This window comes from Allobosea sp. MMO-172, assembly GCF_037147855.1.
Taxonomy (GTDB): Bacteria; Pseudomonadota; Alphaproteobacteria; order Rhizobiales; family Beijerinckiaceae; genus Allobosea.
On record NZ_JBBCUM010000004.1, the window covers coordinates 274786 to 294078 of the forward strand.

Annotated in this window: 19 protein-coding genes; 10 read left to right on the forward strand and 9 right to left on the reverse strand. The window is 67.1% G+C overall.

Translation table 11 applies throughout. The features are described from left to right. Nucleotides 1–86: 86 nt before the first annotated feature. The 4 genes from WFK61_RS08495 to WFK61_RS08510 all read right to left on the reverse strand — a co-directional run bounded on the left by WFK61_RS08495 (nt 87) and on the right by WFK61_RS08510 (nt 4942). On the reverse strand, nt 87–956 hold the full coding sequence (locus WFK61_RS08495) for a MurR/RpiR family transcriptional regulator (protein ID WP_336811094.1): 870 nt from the start codon (nt 954–956) through the stop codon (nt 87–89). Nucleotides 957–1052: 96 nt separating this feature from the next. Then, nucleotides 1053–1853, reverse strand: a complete 801-nt coding sequence (locus WFK61_RS08500; protein ID WP_336811095.1) for an SDR family NAD(P)-dependent oxidoreductase — start codon at nt 1851–1853, stop codon at nt 1053–1055. A 157-nt stretch (nt 1854–2010) separates the two neighbouring features. Next, nucleotides 2011–3030, reverse strand: coding sequence for a TRAP transporter substrate-binding protein (locus tag WFK61_RS08505; RefSeq protein WP_336811096.1), 1020 nt, complete (start codon nt 3028–3030; stop codon nt 2011–2013). Nucleotides 3031–3073: 43 nt separating this feature from the next. Next, nucleotides 3074–4942 carry a TRAP transporter large permease gene (locus tag WFK61_RS08510; protein WP_336811097.1) on the reverse strand — a complete coding sequence of 623 codons (1869 nt, stop codon included), beginning with the start codon at nt 4940–4942 and terminating at the stop codon, nt 3074–3076. Between the two features lie 234 nt (nt 4943–5176). Here WFK61_RS08510 and WFK61_RS08515 point away from each other — a divergent pair, with 234 nt between their 5' ends. Genes WFK61_RS08515 through WFK61_RS08525 form a run of 3 tightly spaced genes read left to right on the forward strand, consistent with a single transcriptional unit; the run spans nt 5177 to nt 8543 of the window. Beyond that, nucleotides 5177–6064: an IclR family transcriptional regulator gene (locus WFK61_RS08515; RefSeq protein ID WP_336811098.1), complete on the forward strand. Its 888-nt coding sequence runs from the start codon at nt 5177–5179 to the stop codon at nt 6062–6064. After that, the gene (locus WFK61_RS08520) at nt 6061–7695 is read left to right on the forward strand and encodes an acyl-CoA synthetase (protein WP_336811099.1); all 1635 of its coding nucleotides are present in this window, start codon (nt 6061–6063) and stop codon (nt 7693–7695) included. The genes WFK61_RS08515 and WFK61_RS08520 overlap by 4 nt, the downstream gene beginning before the upstream one ends. Then, nucleotides 7692–8543, forward strand: coding sequence for a PCC domain-containing protein (locus tag WFK61_RS08525; protein ID WP_336811100.1), 852 nt, complete (start codon nt 7692–7694; stop codon nt 8541–8543). The genes WFK61_RS08520 and WFK61_RS08525 overlap by 4 nt, the downstream gene beginning before the upstream one ends. Before the next feature lie 11 nt (nt 8544–8554). Here WFK61_RS08525 and WFK61_RS08530 read toward each other — a convergent pair whose 3' ends face one another. Further along, on the reverse strand, nt 8555–10180 hold the full coding sequence (locus tag WFK61_RS08530; protein WP_336811101.1) for an acyl-CoA synthetase: 1626 nt from the start codon (nt 10178–10180) through the stop codon (nt 8555–8557). 147 nt (nt 10181–10327) lie between these two features. Here WFK61_RS08530 and WFK61_RS08535 point away from each other — a divergent pair, with 147 nt between their 5' ends. The 7 genes from WFK61_RS08535 to WFK61_RS08565 all read left to right on the forward strand — a co-directional run bounded on the left by WFK61_RS08535 (nt 10328) and on the right by WFK61_RS08565 (nt 16104). Continuing rightward, complete coding sequence (locus WFK61_RS08535; protein ID WP_336811102.1) at nt 10328–10600, forward strand: AbrB/MazE/SpoVT family DNA-binding domain-containing protein; 273 nt, start codon at nt 10328–10330, stop codon at nt 10598–10600. After that, the gene (locus tag WFK61_RS08540) at nt 10597–10992 is read left to right on the forward strand and encodes a type II toxin-antitoxin system death-on-curing family toxin (protein ID WP_336811103.1); all 396 of its coding nucleotides are present in this window, start codon (nt 10597–10599) and stop codon (nt 10990–10992) included. Before WFK61_RS08535 ends, WFK61_RS08540 begins: the two co-directional genes overlap by 4 nt. Beyond that, nucleotides 10989–11885, forward strand: a complete 897-nt coding sequence (locus tag WFK61_RS08545) for a beta-keto acid cleavage family enzyme (protein ID WP_336811104.1) — start codon at nt 10989–10991, stop codon at nt 11883–11885. The genes WFK61_RS08540 and WFK61_RS08545 overlap by 4 nt, the downstream gene beginning before the upstream one ends. Then, nucleotides 11882–13120, forward strand: a complete 1239-nt coding sequence (gene pepT, locus WFK61_RS08550) for a peptidase T (RefSeq protein WP_336811105.1) — start codon at nt 11882–11884, stop codon at nt 13118–13120. The genes WFK61_RS08545 and pepT overlap by 4 nt, the downstream gene beginning before the upstream one ends. Nucleotides 13121–13350: 230 nt before the next feature. After that, entirely contained in the window at nt 13351–14718 is a 1368-nt protein-coding gene (locus tag WFK61_RS08555; RefSeq protein ID WP_336811106.1) for an ABC1 kinase family protein, read from the forward strand. Between the two features lie 118 nt (nt 14719–14836). After that, the gene (locus tag WFK61_RS08560) at nt 14837–15121 is read left to right on the forward strand and encodes an aa3-type cytochrome c oxidase subunit IV (RefSeq protein ID WP_047576116.1); all 285 of its coding nucleotides are present in this window, start codon (nt 14837–14839) and stop codon (nt 15119–15121) included. A gap of 110 nt (nt 15122–15231) precedes the next feature. Next, nucleotides 15232–16104 carry an alpha/beta hydrolase gene (locus WFK61_RS08565; RefSeq protein ID WP_336811107.1) on the forward strand — a complete coding sequence of 291 codons (873 nt, stop codon included), beginning with the start codon at nt 15232–15234 and terminating at the stop codon, nt 16102–16104. A gap of 17 nt (nt 16105–16121) precedes the next feature. On the opposite strand, the gene WFK61_RS08570 is transcribed toward WFK61_RS08565, so the two are convergent. The 4 genes from WFK61_RS08570 to purE all read right to left on the reverse strand — a co-directional run bounded on the left by WFK61_RS08570 (nt 16122) and on the right by purE (nt 19223). Beyond that, nucleotides 16122–16970 carry a tetratricopeptide repeat protein gene (locus tag WFK61_RS08570; protein ID WP_336811108.1) on the reverse strand — a complete coding sequence of 283 codons (849 nt, stop codon included), beginning with the start codon at nt 16968–16970 and terminating at the stop codon, nt 16122–16124. 245 nt (nt 16971–17215) lie between these two features. Continuing rightward, nucleotides 17216–17449 (reverse strand): 30S ribosomal protein S21, encoded by a 234-nt coding sequence (rpsU, locus tag WFK61_RS08575; protein WP_047579559.1) that lies wholly within the window; start codon nt 17447–17449, stop codon nt 17216–17218. Between the two features lie 170 nt (nt 17450–17619). Beyond that, nucleotides 17620–18726, reverse strand: coding sequence for a 5-(carboxyamino)imidazole ribonucleotide synthase (locus tag WFK61_RS08580; protein ID WP_336811109.1), 1107 nt, complete (start codon nt 18724–18726; stop codon nt 17620–17622). Beyond that, complete coding sequence (purE, locus tag WFK61_RS08585) at nt 18723–19223, reverse strand: 5-(carboxyamino)imidazole ribonucleotide mutase (RefSeq protein WP_336811110.1); 501 nt, start codon at nt 19221–19223, stop codon at nt 18723–18725. The genes WFK61_RS08580 and purE overlap by 4 nt, the downstream gene beginning before the upstream one ends. Nucleotides 19224–19293: the final 70 nt, after the last annotated feature.

Consider the following 19293-nt stretch of genomic DNA (forward strand, 5'->3'; position numbering starts at 1 on the left):
GGTCATCGGAACCGAACGGCCCCTGTTGCCGGAATGAAATAATAATTCCAGTATTTCGTCAATGCGGAATGTATGTTCCCTAAACTTTAAGCCACTCCGCCGCGCCGGCCCTTGCCGCGTCCGGCCCGGCGCGCCTCGCCGACTCCGACCGCCAGCGCCATCGAGAGCGCCATGGTCGAGGCGAGAGTCCGGAAACCGCCGAAATCCGCCTCGGCGACCTCGAACCAGAGCTTGGCGAAGCCGGCCAGCGGCGAGAAGGCGCTGTCGGTGATGGCGATCAGTGGCACGTCGCGCTCTGCGAGGCCGCGGGCGTCCTCGATCGTGGCGGGCGCATAGGGCGAGAAGCTGATCACGATCACCGCGTCCCGCGGGGTGGCGAAGGAGATCATCTCGGGATCGAGCCCGGCGGCGGATTCGATCATCTGGTTGCGGACTTCGAGCTTGCCGAGCGCATAGGCGAGATAGCTCGCCACCGGGTAGGAGCGGCGCCGGGCGAGGATATAGATCGTCTCGGCGCGGGCGAGGACGTCGATCGCGCGGTCGAGCGTTGCCTCGTCGAGGGTCCGGCTCATCACGTCCAGCGATTTGCGCGAGGCGGTGAGGAAGCCGTCGAGGATGCGATGATTGCCGGCCGCCGTGCCGTCGCCGACCCGGAGCGTGTTGAGGCGTTCCTCATAGCTGGAATTGCGCTCGCGCAGCCGCTCGCGGAAGACGCTTTGCAGGCTGGTGAAGCCGTCGAAGCCGAGATGCTGGGCGAAGCGGATCAGGGTGGAGGGCTGGACGCCGGCCGAGATCGCAATGCTGGCGGCCGTGCCGAAGGCGATCTCGTCGGGATTGTCGAGGGCATAGGCCGCGATCTGGGCGATGCGCTTGGGCAGGCTCTCGCGCTGGGCGAGGATCGATGCGCGCAATTCGTCGAAGTCGCGCGGCAGCTCCGCAACGGCGGTTTCGCTCATCCTGGGTTCCCGTTGCCGTCCCTGTTGCGACAGTTCTGGCAGCGAAGCGGAAATGGAGCAAGCATTCCAAAGAAGGAATGAACGCTCGGCGATGGCTTATCCCGGCAGGCCGGCCGTGCAGCTCTGGCCGCCATCGACCGGCAGGCAGACACCGGTGATGAACTTCGCCTCGTCGGAGGCGAGGAAGATTGCGGCGTTGGCGATGTCCCAGGCGGTGCCCATCTTGCCGATCGGCACCTGCGCGTCGCGGGCGGCGACCATCTCCTCGACGGAAGCGTATTGCGACGAGATCTGCTTGTAGATCAGCGGCGTGTCGATCAGGCCGGGCATGATGCAGTTCGCGCGGATGCCTTGCCGCGCATATTGCATCGCGAGCGCGACTGTCGCCTGGTTCACCGCCGCCTTGGTGGCGTAGTAGGCAAAGTACGGGTAGCCGGTCCAGCGGATGGCGGCGAGCGAGGAGATGTTGACGATGGCGCCGCCGCCCTTCAGCATTTCCGGAATGACGGCCTTGGCGCAGCGATAGACCGAGCCGAGATTGAGCTGGAGCGAGGCGTTGAACTGTTCCTCGGACAATTCGACCGGGCCGCCCATATGGGTGACGCCGACATTGTTGTGGAGGATGTCGATGCGGCCGAAATGCTTCACGGTCGCGGCGACGCAGGCCTCGACCGAGGCGAGATCGGTGACATTGGCGGCGAGCGCCAGTGCGTTTCCGCCTTCGCCTGCGATGATCGCGGCAGTCTCTTCGGCAGCGTCGCGGTTGAGGTCGATGCAGGCGACGCCGGCACCCTCGCGGGCATAGGCGACAGCGGCGGCCTTGCCGTTGCCCCAGCCGGGGCCGGAGGAGCCGGCGCCGAAGACGATGGCGATCTTACCCTTCAGCCGGTCGGCCATGGTGGTTGGTCTTTCAAGGTCAGCAATAGACGCGGGTCATCCCGGACAAGCGGCGAAGCCGCGCAGACCCGGGATCCATTCCTGAGCCGTTCCGGAATGGATCCCGGGTCTGCGCTTCGCTACGCCCGGGATGACCCGCGTAGGTGGTTGGAGTCGATCAGCTCAGCGAGCTGCCGACGGCCTTCTCCAGGATCGCCCAGGCCTCGTCGCCATACTTCTTCTTCCACTCGGCGTAGAAGCCGGCCTTGCGCAGCGCGTCGCGGAAGGCGTCTGCCTTGGTCTCGTTGATGGTCATGCCCTTCGAGGCGAGCTCGCCCTGCAGGCCGGCATTGAGCTTGGCGACGTCCCCGCGCTCCAGCAGGGCTGCGGCGTTGATGTTCTTGGCGACGATGGCGCGCAGGTCCTCCGGCAGACGCTCCCAGGCGCGACGGTTGGCCAGGAACCAGAAGCCGTCCCACATGTGGTTGGTCAGCGAGAGGTACTTCTGCACCTCGAAGAGCTTGGCGGTCGCGATGATCGCCAGCGGGTTTTCCTGGCCGTCGACGACCTTGGTCTGCAGCGCGGTGTAGACCTCGGCGAAGTTGATCGAGGCCGGGGCGGACTGGAAGGCGGTGAACATCGAGGTCCAGAGCGGCGAGACCGGCACGCGGATCTTGAAGCCCTTGAGGTCGTCGGGCGTGTTGATCGGGCCCTTGGACGAGGTGATCTGGCGGAAGCCGTTATCCCAGATCTTGTCCATGACGACGAGGTTGGCCTTGTTGATCTGGCCGCGAACGTAAGCGCCGAGCTCGCCGTCCATCGCCTTCCAGACCGCGTCGTAATTCGGGAACGCGAAGCCGATGCCGGAGAGCGAGGCGTTGGCGACCAGCGTCGACAGGATCAGCGGCGAGAGCGTGAAGAACTCGACGCCGCCCGAGCGGACCTGGCTCAGCATGTCGGTGTCGGAGCCGAGCTGGTTGTTCGGGAAGATCTGGATGTCGACCCGGCCCTTGGTCTCTTCCTTGATCTTGGCCACCGCCTCGTTGGCGCGGGTGTTCATCGGGTGCGCGACGGGCAGGTTGTTGGCGTATTTGTAGGTGAACTCGGCGGCCTGGGCATTGGCGCGGCCGATATGGAAGGTGCCGATGGCGGAGGCGGCGGCCGAAGCCTGGAGCAGTGTACGGCGCGAAATGGTCATGAGCGTTTCTCCTCGGGGATTGTCTGGTTTCTTGTTGTGAGCTTCACAGCACCCAGGTCGAGAGCCCGGGCACGAGGGCGATGACGATGAGGCCGACGATCAGGGCGATGAGATAGGGCCAGATCGCGCCCATCGCCTCGTCGGGCGAGACGTTGCCGATCTTGCAGGCGATGTAGAAGCCGATGCCGATCGGCGGCGCCATCAGGCCGATATTCATCGCGGTGACCACGACCATCGAATAGTGCACGTCGTTGATGCCGAGATTCTTGGCGATCGGGAACATCAGCGGCGCCATCAGCACGATCGCCGGCAGGCCTTCCAGCACGCAGCCGAGGATCATGAAGACGACGATGGTCACCGCCATGAAGGTGAGCCAGCCGCCGGGCAGGTTCGCCATGAAGGTGGCGAGGTCGCGGGCGAAGCCGGTCTGGGTCAGCGCCCAGGCCATGGCGAGCGCCGTGCCGAGGATGACGAGGATCGCGCCCGAAAGCGCGGCCGTCTCGACCAGCATCTGGTAGAACTTGCGCGGGCTGATGCCGCCATAGAGCACGATGCCGATGACCAGCGCATACAGCACCGCGATGGTCGAGACCTCGGTCGCGGTCGCGACGCCGCCGCCGACCGCAGCGCGGATGATGAAGGGCAGGACCAGGGCAGGCGCCGCGACGAGCGCGACCTTGCCGATCACTGCGAGCGGGGCACGGCGCACGCCCTTCATGTCTTCCGCTGCCGCCTTCCAGCGGGCGAGGCCGGCAAGCGCGACGAGCAGCACGCCGGCGATGACGAAGCCCGCGTTGAACAGGCCGGCGATCGAGACGCCGGCGACGGAGCCGAGCACGATCAGCACGATCGAGGGCGGCACCGTGTCGGCCATCGCGGCGCCGGTCGAGAGCAGCGCGATCAGGTCCTTGGGCTTGTAGCCGCGCCGCTTCATCTCCGGGAACAGGGCCGGGGCGACGGTCGCCATGTCCGAGACCTTGGAGCCGGAGATGCCGGAGACGAGGTAGAGCGAGCCGAGCAGGACATAGGACATGCCGGCGCGGACATGGCCGAGCAGGGAGGCGAGGAAATCGACGATCGCCTTGCCCATGCCGGTGGCGTCGAGGATGCAGCCGAGCAGCACGAAGATCGGCACGGAGAGCAGGATGAGGCTCGACATGCCCTCGTCCATGCGCCCGATCATCACGATCATCGGGACATTGGTCGAGAAGGCCAGGAAAGCGAGCGTGCCCAGCCCGAAGCAGAAGGCGATCGGAACGCCCGCGACGAGGCAGGCGGCGACGACGCAGACCAGGAAGATCAGGATATTGTAGTAGCCGAGGGTCTTCAGCGTCGGCCCCAGCAGCCAGAAGGCGAGGCCGAGCCCGCCGATGATCAGCGCGGAAGCCGCGATATCCGCCAGATGCCCGGTCTTGAAGGCATAGCGGATCGTCAGAAGCAGCATCAGCACGATGCCGACCGCGATGGCCGAGACCCGCCAGCTGACGGGAATGTTGAGCGCTGCCGAGGTGACGTAGCTCTCTTCCACGGCGTAATCGATCGCCGGGTAGACCATCGCCGCCAGGAAGGCGGCAACCGCCAGCAGCGCGAGCGTCTCGACGAATGCGCGCAGGCGCGGGGGCATCATGCCGACGAAGAGTGTCAGGCGCAGATGTTCGTTGCGGTCGACGGCGATGGCCGCGCCGAGCATGGCGAGCCAGATGAAGGAAATCGAGGCGACTTCGTCGACCCAGACGAAGGGCAGCGAGAAGACATAGCGCGAGATCACGCCGAGCAGCAGAACGCCGATGATGAAGGCGACAAGGGCGGCCGCGACGATCTCGACCGGGCGCATGATGGCGGAGCCGGGGCGCGCGTCCTCGTTCTCGCTCAGGTTCTCAGGGATATGCAGCGTATCGACGACATCGACCATGCGGCGGCCTCAGATGCCGGTCGCCGGGCGCAGCACGCCCGTCATGTGGGATGCCTCGAGGGCCATCGTTCCGTTCCTCCCTTCGCGCCGATCTTGTGGTGTCGTCGGCGTCGATTGTGGTCCACACTGTGAATAGCCGGGCAGCGGGACGGGGCGCAGATTACACGAGGGGGACGGCATTGCAATCCGCAAAGCGCCCATCTACGGTTGGGAGATAAGAATAAGGTCCATATCATGGACCATTTGGAGGAGCGCTTGCCGCAGAATTCCATGGCCGAGGCCGGGCTATCCGGCTCGCAGAGCGTCGACCGTGCTCTGGGCCTGCTCTCGCTGATCGGGCGGGAGCCGGCCGAAGGCCTGCCGCTCGGCGAGATCGTTTCAGGCAGCGGCCTCAACAAGCCGACGACGCGGCGTCTGCTGCTGGCGCTGATGCGGGCCGGCCTCGTCGAGCAGGAGCCGCTGACGCGGCGCTATTGCCTGGGCGAAGAGGCTTTCGTGCTCGGCGTGCTGGCGGCGCGTCGCCACGGCCTGCTCGAACTGGCGATGGACGGCCTGAGGCGGCTTTCGGCCGAGACGCAGGACACGAGCTTCCTGACGGTGCGGCGCGAGAACTACGCGATCTGCCTGCATCGGGAGGAGGGGACCTATCCCGTGCGTACCCATGCGTTGCAGGCCGGCGACCAGCATCCGCTCGGTGTCGGCGCCGGCTCGCTCGCCATGCTGGCGGCGCTGCCCGACGACGATGTGGACCGGGTGATCGCGGCCAACGAGGCCGCGCTGCTGGCGCGTTATCCGGGCTTCGCGCCGGACGCCTTGCGGGTCGATATCGCGGCGACGCGCGAGCGCGGCTTCTCGCTCAATCCCGGCCGGCTCGTCGCCAGCTCATGGGGGATCGGCCGGGCTTTCCGCTATCCGGACGGGCGGGTGGCAGGGGCCCTTTCCATCGCCGCGATCGACAGCCGGATGACGCCTGGCCGGCAGGCGGAGGTCGTGGTGCCGCTGGCTCGCGAGGCCGAGCGGCTGGAAGCGCTGCTCAAGCAGATGTTCATATCCAAACGGGCCGCGCGGCCGATCGTGGCGGCCGCCCAGCGACCCATCGAGACAGGGAGAGCCGCAAAATGAGCTCTGCAACAGCCGCCCCGACCGGGGGCGTCGTGCCGATGACCCGGCGCGTGATGAACCTCGCCCATATCGCGACGCAGAACGCGCGGCGCCTGCCGGCGCACCCCGCCTTCGTCTGGGGTGAGAAGACGCTCGACTGGGCCGAGATCGATGCGCAGGTCTCCGCGCTGGCGGCGGGCCTGCGGGCGCGGGGCATCGGCAAGGGCGACCGCGTGCTCGTCCATTCCAAGAACTGCGACGCGATGTTCGTCTCGATGTTCGCGACCTTTCGGCTCGGCGCCGTCTGGGTGCCGACGAATTTCCGCCTGCTGCCGGACGAGGTCGCCTATCTCGCCACGGCCTCGGGCGCGAAGGGCTTCCTCTGCCATGGCGATTTCCCGGAGCATGCGGCCGCCGTTGCGGCTGCGAGCCCGGCGCCGGAGTTCATCTGGCGGGTCGGGGAGGGGGCGTTCGGCGAGGACGAGGTCGGCGCGGTGATCGCGCGCCATCGCGGCGAGAAGGTCGAGAACACCGCAGTCGAGCATGACGATCCCTGCTGGTTCTTCTTCACCTCCGGCACGACCGGGCGCTCGAAGGCTGCGGTGCTGACCCATGGCCAGATGGGCTTCGTCATCACCAACCATCTCTGCGACCTCGTGCCCGGCTCGACCGAGAAGGATGCCTCGCTGGTGGTGGCGCCGCTCTCGCATGGCGCGGGCGTGCACCAGCTCATGATCTCCGCGCGCGGGGCGACCTCGATCCTGCTGCCGACCGAGCGCTTCGATATCGACGAAGCGTATCGGCTGATCGCGAAGCACTGCATCAGCAACATTTTCACCGTGCCGACGATCCTGAAGATGCTGGTCGAACATCCCGCCGTGGATCAGCACGACCATTCCAGTCTGCGCTACATCATCTATGCGGGCGCGCCGATGTATCGCGAGGACCAGAAGGCGGCGTTGCGGAAGCTCGGTAAGGTGATCGTGCAGTATTTCGGCCTGGGCGAGGTGACCGGCAACATCACCGTGCTGCCGCCGGCCCTGCACGAGGCCGAGGACGGGCCGAATGCGCGCATCGGCACCTGCGGCTTCGAGCGCACGGGCATGCAGGTGCAGATTCAGGACGATCAGGGGAAAGAGGTCGAACCCGGCGTCCAGGGCGAGATCTGCGTGATCGGCCCGGCCGTCTTCGCCGGCTATTACGACAACCCGGAGGCCAACGCGAAATCCTTCCGCAACGGCTGGTTCCGCACGGGCGATCTCGGCCATATGGACGAACAGGGCTTCGTCTACATCACCGGCCGCGCCTCGGACATGTACATCTCCGGCGGCTCGAACATCTATCCGCGCGAGATCGAGGAGAAGATCCTGACGCATCCGGCGATCGCGGAGGTCGCCGTGCTCGGCGTGCCCGATCCGGTCTGGGGCGAGATCGGCATCGCGGTCTGCGTCAACCGGCCGGGCCAGAACGCGACCGAAGCCGAGATCGCCGATTTCCTCGGCCCGAAGATCGCCCGCTACAAGATGCCGAAGCGTTTCCTGTTCTGGGAAGCCCTGCCGAAATCCGGCTATGGCAAGGTGCCGAAGCGCCTCGTCAAGGACGAGCTGGAGAAGCGCGGCGAGCTCGACTTCCTGAAGGGGAAGGCGTCGTGAGGCGCATCCAGCAGCCGGGCACCGGCACGCCCGAGCGCATCCAGTGGGTTGAATGCAGCGGGCGAGCCTTCTCTCTGACGCTGCCGGCGGGTGTGCCGTTGCTGGAGGCGGTCAGGAGTGGCTTCGCGGCCGAGGGTTTCGCTTCGGGCGCTGTGAAGCTTGACGGGCTCAGGCTCGCGCCCTTCGCCTATGTGATGCCGGCGCTATCGAAGACGCCCGAGCATGCGGCCTTCTACAGCGATACGTATCGGCCGGAGGGCGGGGCGCGCATCGAGGTCGGCGCCATGACCTTCGGCCAGCGCGACGGGGCGCCGTTCTTCCATGCCCATGCCTTGTGGGTTGAGGGCTCGGCTAAGCGCAGCGGGGGACATATCCTGCCGGACGAGACGACAATCGCCGAGACGATCACGGTGGAGGCTGTCGGGCTCGACGGCGCAGTCTTCGCCGCCGAGCCGGACAGCGAGACGCATTTCAAGCTGTTCGGGCCGGTGCCGGCGGCTTCCGGCGGCGCCGGAGAAGGGCGTTTCTTCGCGCTGCGGGTGAAGCCGAATGTCGATTTCTGCGGCGCACTGGAAGCGTTCTGCGCTGAGCATGGCATTCGCGAGGCGCTCATCCATGGCGGCGTGGGCTCGACCATCGGCGCGCGGTTCGTCGATGGTGGGGCAGTGGAAAATTTCGCCACGGAGGTCGCGATCACGGCGGGGCGGATCGCTCCCAGCGCCGGCGGCTTTGAGGCGGCGATCGATGTCGCGCTGGTCGACTATAGCGGCGCGCTGGCGAGCGGGCGGTTGAAGCGTGGCGACAACCCGGTGCTGATGACCTTCGAGCTGGTGCTGGAGGCGCGCTGACGCTTTGGGCGTCAACCACCCTGCTGCTTCGCGATCTCCCGGTTGCGCAGGTCCTTGCGCATGATCTTGCCGGTCGCGGTCAATGGCAGCTCCGTCACGAACTCGACCTCGCGCGGGTACTGGTAGGCCGCGAGCCGGTCGCGCACGAAGGCCTGGATTTCGGTCGCCAGCTCCGCCGTCGGCGTCACATCCGGCTTCGGCAGGACGAAGGCCTTGACGATCTCGGTGCGGACGGGATCGGGCACACCGACCACCGCGACCATCAGCACGGCCGGGTGGCGGATGATGCAATCCTCGATATCGCCCGGCCCGATGCGGTAGGAGCCCGAGGAGATGATGTCGTCGTCGCGGCCCTGGAACCAGAAATAGCCCTCCTCGTCGCGGGCGCCGCTATCGCCGGTGACGAGCCAGTCGCCGATGAACTTCGCGGCCGTGGCCTCGGGTTGGTTCCAGTATTCCAGCATCATCACGGGATCGGGCCTGGCGACGGCGATCAGCCCCTGCTCGCCGTCAGGCAATTCACGGCCTTCCGGCGAGATCACCGCGACGCGATGGCCGGGCACGGCGCGGCCCATCGAGCCGGGCTTCACCGGGTAAAGGCCCGCGCAATTGGCGACGAGCAGGTTCGCTTCGGTCTGGCCGTAGAACTCGTTGACCGGGAAACCGAAGGTCTCGCGGCTCCAGTCGAGCATGTCGGCGCCGAGCGTCTCGCCGCCCGTGCCGATCGAGCGCATCGCGTAGCCGAAGCGCCTGGGATTGCCGACCTGCCGCATCAGCTTCAGCGCCGTCGGCGGCAGGAAGGCGTTGCGGACCCTGTGCCGCGCCATCAAAGCGAAGGCGGCCTCGGGATCGAATTTGCGGGCGCGCGAGGCGAGCACCGGCACGCCGCAATAGAGGCTGGGCAGGAGCACGTCGAGCAGGCCGCCGATCCAGGCCCAGTCCGCCGGGGTCCAGAACAGGTCATGCGGTTGCGGGAAGAATTCCTGCGGCATCTGCACGCCGGGCAGATGGCCGAGCAGCACGCGATGGGCATGCAGCGCGCCCTTCGGCTTACCCGTCGTGCCGGAGGTGTAGATGATCACGGCGGGGTCGTCGGCGCGCGTATCGGAGGGGGTGAAGCGGTCGGAGGCCTTCGCCATCTCCGCCTCGAAATCGAGATGGCCGGCGCCGCCGACGACGAAGATCTTGCGCAGATTCGGCAGGGCATCGCGGATCGCCTCGACCTTGCCGATATTCTCGGCGTCGGTGACGAGCACGCTGGCGCCGCTATGGCCAAGCCGGTGCTCCAAAGCCTCGGGGCCGAACAGGATGAAGAGCGGCAGCGCGATGGCGCCCAGCTTGTAGGCGCCGAGATGGGCGATCGCGGTCTGCGGCGATTGCGGCAGCAGGATGCCGACGCGCTCGCCCGGGCCGATGCCGTGAGCGCCGAGCAGATTGGCGAAACGATTCGAGGCGCGGGACAATTCATCGAAGGAGAGCGTCGCGACCTTGCCCCCGTCCTCTTCGAAGATCAGCGCCGGGCGGCCGGAGCCATCCGCATGCGCGTCCGAGCAGGCCGTGCCGATGTTGAAGCGCTCCGGGATGCGCCAGGCGAAGCGACGCAGCGTGTCGTCATAGGTGGTGCCGCGTTCGAGCATGTCGTCATCCGTCTGATGAGGCTGCGACAATAGACCCGCCACCGGGGACGCCTGACAAGCGGTTCGTTCCTTGTGTCATAACTTTTGTTATAACCGGATCGGTGCTATATGGTTCGCACTCGCGATTGCCTCAGAAAGGATTCCGCAATGAATAAGCAGAACCCGCCTGCGACCGAGCGTGGCAGCGAGAACGCCAACGTGCTGCAGATCCGCAAGATCGGCAATTCGCTTGGGGTGATCCTGCCGCGGGATGTTCTCGCGCAGATGAAGCTCTCCGAAGGCGACAAGGTCCATCTGGTCGAACAGGTCGGCGGCGGCTTTCGCTTCGTCAAGCAGAAGCCGGATTTCGACAAGGCGATGGAGGCCGCGCGGCGCGGGATGAAAATCTATCATAACGCGCTGGCGGAACTCGCGAAGTGATTGAGCCGAGCTGGCTCTCGGACGAGATCATTATCGCGATTCACGACGAACAGCTCGCCATTCACGGCGGAGGAGTCGGATTGCGCGATGAAGGGATGCTGGCTTCCGCGCTCGAACGACCGGTCAATAAATGGTCCTATGAAAATGCCGGGCTGCCCGAGCTTGCGGCGGCTTATGCGTTCGGGTTGGCGAAGAACCACCCCTTCATCGACGGCAACAAGCGAACCGCGCTGCTGGCGCTCTACACCTTCCTCTATATCAACGGTGTCGATTTCATCGTTCCTGAGGCTGATGCCGCCGCCGCCATCCTCGCGCTCGCGGCCGGCGAGGTCGACGAGGACGGGCTGACACGCTGGATCCGCGACAACTGGCCGAAGGATATGCCGGCATGACCAAGCCGATCTGGGTCGAGGCCGCGATCAACGGCCCCTGGGGCAAGGAGCGCCAGCCCGGCATCCCAATCAGCATTCCCGATATCGTCGCGGACGGCATCGCCGCCGTGGAGGCGGGCGCGGCGATCGTGCATCTGCATGTCTATGACCTGGCGACCGGCCGGCAGCGGGACGACTGGCAGCTCTATGCGCAGGCGATCGAGGGCATCCGGGCCAAGGTCGACGCCATCGTCTATCCGACCATTCCGATCCTGGGCTCCGGCTATGCCGGCGACATGATCGGGTCGGGCCGCTACACCCATCTCGAAGAGCTGGCCAAGCGCGGACTTACCGAATGGGGCGTGCTCGATCCCGGCTCATGCAACTGGACGACCTTTGCCGGCATCCCGCAGGGCGAGGCCGGTTTCATCTACCAGAACCCCGGCGAGCACATTCGCGAGGGGATGGAGGTGGCCGAGCGCCACAAGGTCCATCCGAGCTATGCGATCTACGAACCGGGCTTCACGCGGCTCGGCGCTGCGCTGGCGAAGGCCTATCCGGGCATGCCGATGCCGATCTACCGGTTGATGTTCTCGGATGCCTTCGCCTGGGGCTTTCCGCCGCGCGAATGGGCGCTGGAGGCCCATCTCAGGCTGCTCGCCGAGGATGCGCCGGAGGCGCCGGTGATGATCGCCGGGCTCGGCGTCGATCTCCGCGATCTCATCGGCCCGGCGGTGGCGCGGGGCGTCCATGTCCGCGGCGGACTGGAGGATGCGCCCTTCGGCTGCGAGAAGACCAATCGTGAATTGATCGCGGACACCGTCCGCCTGGTCGAAGCGGCGGGTGGAAAGCCTGCCAGCGCGGCCGAGGTGCGGGGCTGGCTGGCGCGACAGGCCAAGGGAGAGGCGCTGTGAGCTTGCGCGACAAACTGCTCGAACGGTTCCTGCGCTATGTCGCGATCGAGAGCCAGAGCGACATGAAGGCGACGAGCCTGCCGAGCACGCCGGGCCAGCAGGTTCTGGCGGAACGGCTCGCGGAGGAGCTGCGCGCGCTCGGGCTGGAGAATGTGGTCATCGACGACCACGCCACGGTGACGGCGCTGAAGCGCGGCACCAGGCCCGGCGCGCCGCGCATCGGCTTCATCGCCCATGTCGATACGGTCGATGTCGGCCTGTCGCCGGTGATCAAGCCGCAGGTGCTGCGCTTCACGGGCGAGAATCTCTGCCTCAATGCGGAGAAGGACATCTGGCTGCGCGTCGCCGAGCATCCGGAGATCGCCCCCTACAAGGGCAGCGAGATCGTCTTCAGCGACGGCACCAGCGTGCTCGGCGCCGACAACAAGGCGGCGGTTGCGATCGTCATGACGCTGCTGGCGGAGCTGCGTCCCGAGGACGGGCATGGCGACATCCTCGTCGCCTTCGTGCCGGACGAGGAGATCGGCCTGCGCGGCGCCAAGGCGCTCGATCTCGCCCGGTTCGACTGCGATTTCGCCTATACGATCGACAGCTGCGAGGTCGGCGAGGTCGTCTGGGAGAATTTCAACGCCGCCATGGCCGAGATCGTCTTCACCGGCGTCACCGCCCATCCGATGTCGGCGAAGGGCGTGCTGGTGAACCCGCTGATGATGGCGCAGGACTTCATGGCGGCCTTCGACAGGGCCCAGACGCCGGAACATACCGAGGGGCGCGAGGGCTACACCTGGTTCCTCGAACTCGTCGCCACGCCGGCCGAGGCGGTGCTGCGCGCCAACATCCGCGATTTCGACAAGACATCCTTCGCGGCGCGCAAGCGCCGGATCGGCGAGGTCGCGGCGGAGATCGTCAGGCGCTATCCGACCGGGCGCGTCACCTCGGAGGTGAGTGATGTCTATGGCAATATCGCCGACAGCCTGGGCGAGGACCGGCGCTCGGTCGATCTCCTGATGGCGGCGCTGGCCGAATTGCAGATCGCGCCGAAGCTGATCCCCATGCGGGGCGGCACGGATGGCGCGGCGCTCTCCGCGCGCGGCCTGCCGACGCCGAATTTCTTCACCGGCGCGCATAATTTCCACTCGCGCTTCGAGTTCCTGCCGCTGCCGGCCTTCGAGACCTCCTATGAGGTGGCGCGGCGCATCTGCCTGCTGGCGGGGCAGAACGGGATGGTCGTGTAGGCTACACGGTTGTCATTCCGGGGCGCGCCGAAGGTGCGAACCCGGAACCCACGACTGGGTGGGCGGTTTGCAACAAGGCTTCGAACGTCTCACCCAGTCGTGGTTTCCGGGTTCTTCGCTGCGCGAAGCCCCGGAATGACAAGGAAAGAGCCCAGCGCTGCTTGTCGCATTGGCTTGCGGCGTGCCGGTGCCTACATGAGGTTGGCAGGAACAGCGAAAGCACGATCCGCATGTCCGAACGCGACGCCGAAGCCAACCGATTCTCCGCTCGCGCGGCGCGCTATGCCCGCGTCGGCGCCAATGTCGGTGGCGTGGCGGCCCGGATCGCGGGTGCCCGGCTCTTCGGCGTCGAAGGGCGCGACGCCACCAATGCCGAGGCGCTGGCCAAGGCGCTGGGCGGGCTGAAAGGCCCGATCATGAAGGTGGCGCAGCTCGTCGCCACCATTCCCGATGTCGTGCCGCCGGAATACGCCGCCGAACTGCAGAAGCTGCAATCGCAGGCGCCGCCGATGGGCGCGGCCTTCGTCAAGCGGCGGATGATGGCGGAACTCGGCGCCAGCTGGCGCGAGCGCTTCGGTGAATTCGACCTGAAGCCGGCGGCGGCGGCCTCGCTCGGACAGGTTCATCGCGCGACGACGCTGGATGGCGCGGCGCTCGCCTGCAAGCTGCAATATCCCGACATGGAATCGGCGGTGGAGGCCGATATCGCGCAGCTCGAGGTGCTGTTCTCGCTGCACCGGCGCATGGGCGCGGTGATCGACACCACCGAGATCGCCAAGGAGATCGGCGCGCGCGTCCGCGAGGAACTCGACTACCGGCGCGAGGCCAAGCACGCGGCGCTCTACCAGGCGATCCTGTCGGATACGCCGGAGGTCCGTGTGCCGGCGCTGGAACCATCCCTCTCGACCCGGCGGCTCCTGACCATGCACTGGCTGGAGGGAAGCCCGATCCTCTCGCACAAGCAGGACGGGCAGGCGGTGCGTGACCGCATCTCGACCGCGATGTTCAAGGCGTGGTGGCGCCCGTTCAGCCATCACGGCGTCATCCATGGCGACCCGCATCTCGGGAACTACACGGTGTTCTCGGACGGGGGGGAGCCGCAGGGAATCAACCTGCTCGACTATGGTTGCATCCGCATCTTCCCGGAGAGCTTCGTCGGCGGCGTGGTCGATCTCTACAAGGGCCTGCGCGACGGGGACGAGGCCCGCGTCGTCCATGCCTATGAGACCTGGGGCTTCAAGGGCCTGACCAAGGATCTCGTCGACACCCTGAATATCTGGGCGCGCTTCATCTACGGGCCTTTGCTGGAGGATCGGGTGAGGCGCATCGCCGAGGATGTCAGCCCGGCCGAATACGGCCGCAAGCAGGCTTTCCAGGTGCATCAGGCGCTGAAAGCGCGGGGGCCGGTGACGGTGCCGCGCGAGTTCGTGTTCATGGACCGCGCCGCGATCGGGCTCGGCGGCGTCTTCCTGCATCTCGACGCCGAACTGAACTTCCATCGGCTGTTCGAGGCGGAGATCGACGGATTCTCGGTCGAGCGCGTCGCCGAGCGGCAGGGCGCGGCGCTGCTCGCAGCGGGGCTGCTTCCGGCGGGCTGACGCGCGCGGTGATGCTTCCACGCTTCGCTCCACGGTTGCTGCAAGCTGCCGCGTTGCCCGTGCGTCGCTGGTGCGCTACAGGGCTTGCAGAGACTTCGTCTTTTTCAGGATCGAGACCATGGCCGACCACGCCCATCACGCCGACGCCCCCGCGATGGACTATCCCGAGCATGAGCGGACCTATACCGGCTTCATCCATTTCGCCGAGGTCGGAACGGTCGCCTGCCTCGCCATCGTCGCGGCGCTCGCCGTCGGCGGCACCAAGCATGCCTGGGGCACGGCGCTGATCGGCACGCTGCTCGCCGTTCTCGGCACCGGCGTCGGCATCGCCGCTCCCTCGATCGGCTGGCGCGCGCCGCTGGTCTCGCTCGTCCTGATGCTGCTCGCGCTGCTCCTGCTCTGACCGTTCCTCCGCAAGGCCGCTGCCTGCGGAACGGAAGTGCCCGTCATCGGATTGCTGCAAAGGGCCGGCTTGATCGCCGGCCTTTTCGTTTCCGGACCCTGCGCCGCCCCATGATCCTGCGCCTGCTGAAACTGGTGTTGCTGCTCGGCCTTGCCGGCTATCTCGCCGTGCTCGGCACGCTCTATGTCCGCCAGCGCGACCTCGTGTTTCCGCGCGACCCCGCGAAGCCCGACATCGCATCGGCCGGATTGGCCGCCGCCGAGGAAGTCAGCGTCGCCACGGCCGATGGCGAGCGGCTCGTCGCCTGGGTGGTGCCGCCGCGCGCCGGCAAGCCGGTCCTGCTCTATTTCCATGGCAATGCCGGCAATCTCGGGCGCAGCGGACGGGTCGACCGCTTCCAGGGCCTCACCGAGGACGGCACGGGCCTCTTCGCCGTCAGTTATCGCGGCTATGGCGGTTCTTCCGGCTCGCCCAGCGAGGAAGGGCTGCTGCAGGACGCGCGGGCTGCTTATGGCGCCGCTGCGGAGCGCTTCGGGGCGGGCAAGCTGATCGGATATGGCGAGTCGCTGGGCACCGGCGTGGTGCTCAAGCTTGCGGCCGAGGTGCCGCTGCAGGCGGTGGTGCTGGAGGCGCCCTATCGTTCGACGCTATCGGTGGCGCAGGGCGTCTATCCCTATCTGCCGCTCGGCCTGCTGATGAAGGACCAGTTCCGCTCCGAGGACGTCATTGGCCGGGTCAGGGCGCCGCTGCTGGTGCTGCATGGCGAGCGCGACCAGGTCATTCCCTTCGCGCAGGGGCAGCGGCTCTACGAGCTCGCGCATGCGCCCAAGCGCTTCCTGCGCTTTCCGGCCGGGCGTCACTCGGATCTGCCGCAATACGGCTCGATCGGTGAGATCAGGCGTTTCCTGACGGAGGTTGCGGCCGGCAACCTGGCCGGAACGGAGAGCCGCACGATCGGGGACGGAGCGGGCGTCCGTCCCTGACGCTTGGGAGAAATCGATCAGCTGCGGAAGAAGCCGCCGCCGCCGAGGCGCGAGGATCCGGCGCGGGCGATGGCATTGTTGCTGTCGATGGCGAGCGCGCGCTGATAGGCTTCGGAGGCCTCCGCCTTCTTGCCGAGTTTCTCGAAGGCGAAGCCGCGGCCGGCCCAGGCATCGGCATTGCGGTTGTCTACATTGAGCGCGGCGGTGAAATCCTCCTGCGCGGAATCGTATTTCCCGAGCGCGTTCAGGCTCTGGCCGCGCGCGATATAGGGCGGGGCGGTGTAGGGGTTGCGGTCGATCACCGAGTCGAAATCGGTGACGGCATGCTGGTGCTGGCCTTCCTTCTGGTAGACGAGGCCGCGGGCATGGAAGGCTTCCGCCGATTCGGGATTGAGCCGGATCGCGGTGTTGAGATCGGCCAGCGCCTGCTGGCTGTTGTTCTGCTGGCGCAGCAGGTTGGCGCGCGCGATATAGGCCGGCGCGTAGTTCGGATTGGCCGTGGTGGCGCGGTTGAAATCGGCGAGCGCCGAATCGGCGCGCCCGCTCTGGCGCAGCGCCAGGCCGCGATTCGTATAGGCGGAGGCGAGGTTCGGATCGATCTGGATCGCCTTGGTGAAATCGCCGATCGCATCCGAGAAGCGGCCGACGCGGGCATAGGCCGCGCCGCGCGTGTTGTAGGCGCCGGGGTCGTTCGGATTGCGCGAGATGACCTCGCTGAGCGAGCCGATATTGACGCTGGCATCGGCGCTGTCGCGCGTGTCGAGCTCGGCGACGGCGGGCTGGGAGCCAAGATTGGAGACCGTGTCGCAACCTGCGAGCGCCAGCGCCATGCCGGCTGCGGCCAACCAGTAACTGCCTCGGATCATGCTCTGCCTCATCGGTTTCGTGCTTCGCCTGCCGCGATGCCCCCGTCCCCGGAGATGGCCGGCTGAGCGGCCCGTCGCGGCTTGATCGCGCTCCCCAACCGACAGCGCCCCTGCCGGAGAAAACGCCCGAAACCCGCCAAAACTTGGTTAACGTCGCTGAAAAGACAACGCGCCCGGAGCGGGCTCCAGGCGCGAATCGCTATCGGCCCTGTCGTGGCTGCCCCGAACAGGGCAGCCCGAGGGTCTCAGGGGCGCTTGGGCTTCACCGGCGCGGGCAGAAGGCCCTCGCGCTGGAGCTTCTTGCGCTGGAGCTTGCGGGCGCGGCGGACGGCCTCGGCCGACTCGCGAGCGCGCTTCTCGGAAGGCTTCTCGTAGTGACCACGAAGCTTCATCTCACGGAAGATGCCCTCGCGCTGCATCTTCTTCTTGAGGGCGCGGAGCGCCTGATCGACATTGTTGTCGCGAACGAGAACCTGCACGTGAAACGTCCGTCCTTAGCGGGTTGATCCAGAAATTGGGGCCGGCGGTAAGGCAGAGCCCACCGCGCGAAGATGGGTGCCGATAGCAGAATTCATTTCGCCTGTCCACGCCGCGATCCCTTGAAAATGCGGGGCCGCATGCAGTTCGGACATGAGGGCGGGCCGGGCGGTCAAGCGCGCTCGTCTGTGACGCGGGTGACATGGCCCATCTTGCGACCGGGGCGGGCGTCGCGCTTGCCATAGAGGTGCAGATGCGCGCCGGGCTCGGCCAGCAATTCGCGCCAGCGCAGGGCGCTCGCGCCGATCAGGTTCTCCATCTCGACGTGGCCGCGCCGGGCAGTGGAGCCGAGCGGGAAGCCGCAGACGGCGCGGATATGCTGGTGGAACTGCGAGGTCTCGGCGCCTTCGCTGGTCCAGTGTCCGGAATTATGGACGCGCGGGGCGATCTCGTTGACGACGACACGCTCGGCGAGGCCGCCCTCGGCCTCCAGCACGAACATCTCGACGGCGAAGACGCCGACATAGCCGAGCGCATCGCCGATGCGACGGGCTGCATCGATCGCTTGCAGGGACGCGCCCTCCGAGAGATTCGCGGGAATGCGGGTGTAGGCGAGGATATGGTCGCGGTGCTCGTTCTCGCAGACGTCGAAGGCGGCGAAGGAGCCGTCCAGACCGCGCGCGGCAATGACCGAGACCTCGCGCACGAAGGAGACGAAGCCTTCGAGGATCGCCGGAAAGCGCCCGATCGCCTCATGCGCCTCGGCGAGGTCGCTGCCCGGCGCGATCTTGACCTGGCCCTTGCCGTCATAGCCGAAGCGGCGGGTCTTCAGCACCGAAGGACGACCGAGTTCGGCGGCAGCGGTTTCGAGATCGGCCAGCGTATCGACGGCCCGGAACGGTGCCACGGCGAGGCCGAGCTCGGAGACGAAGCGCTTCTCGCTGAGCCGGTCCTGCGTCACCGCCAGGGCGCGGGCACCCGGATGGAGCGGTACGCGGGCGGCTAGGAAGGCAGCGGTCGCGGCCGGGACGTTCTCGAATTCATAGGTCACGACATCGACGGCATCGGCGAAGCGGGCCAGCGCCTCCTCGTCCTCGTATTCTGCGACGGTGTGGCGCGCCGCGACGTCGAAGGCGGGACTGTCGGCCTCGGGTGCGAAGACATGGCAGCGGATGCCGAGATCGGCGGCGGCGAGTGCCATCATCCGGGCAAGCTGGCCACCGCCGAGGATGCCGAGCATGGCGCCGGGCGCGAGGCCGGTCGGAACGGGCGCGCTCATGCCTCGTCCCGGTTGGGGCGTTCGGCGATGCCGGCGCTCTGGCGGGCGCGGTAGGCGTCGAGCCGCTCGGCGAGGGCGCTGTCCGAGAGCGCGAGCACCGCGGCGGCGAGGAGGGCGGCGTTGACCGCGCCGGCTCGGCCGATGGCGAGCGTGCCGACCGGGATGCCGGCCGGCATCTGCACGATCGAGAGCAGGCTGTCCTGGCCCGACAGGGCCTTGGATTCGACGGGGACGCCGAAGACAGGGAGAGGCGTCAGCGAGGCCGTCATGCCCGGCAGGTGAGCCGCGCCGCCGGCCCCGGCGATGACCACCTTGAAGCCCTCGGCCTTGGCACCCTTGGCGAAGTCGAAGAGCCGGTCCGGCGTGCGGTGAGCCGAAACGATGCGGGCGTCATAGGGGATGGCGAGCGCTTCGAGCGCCTCGGCCGCATGACGCATCGTCGCCCAGTCGGACTGGCTGCCCATGATGATGGCGACGGGGGGGCTGCTGGCTGCCATGGAATGCGCTCGGGCTCGGCTCCGGAAGCGCGCGATCTAGACCGGTAGGCGCCGGGTAAGCAAGGGCGAA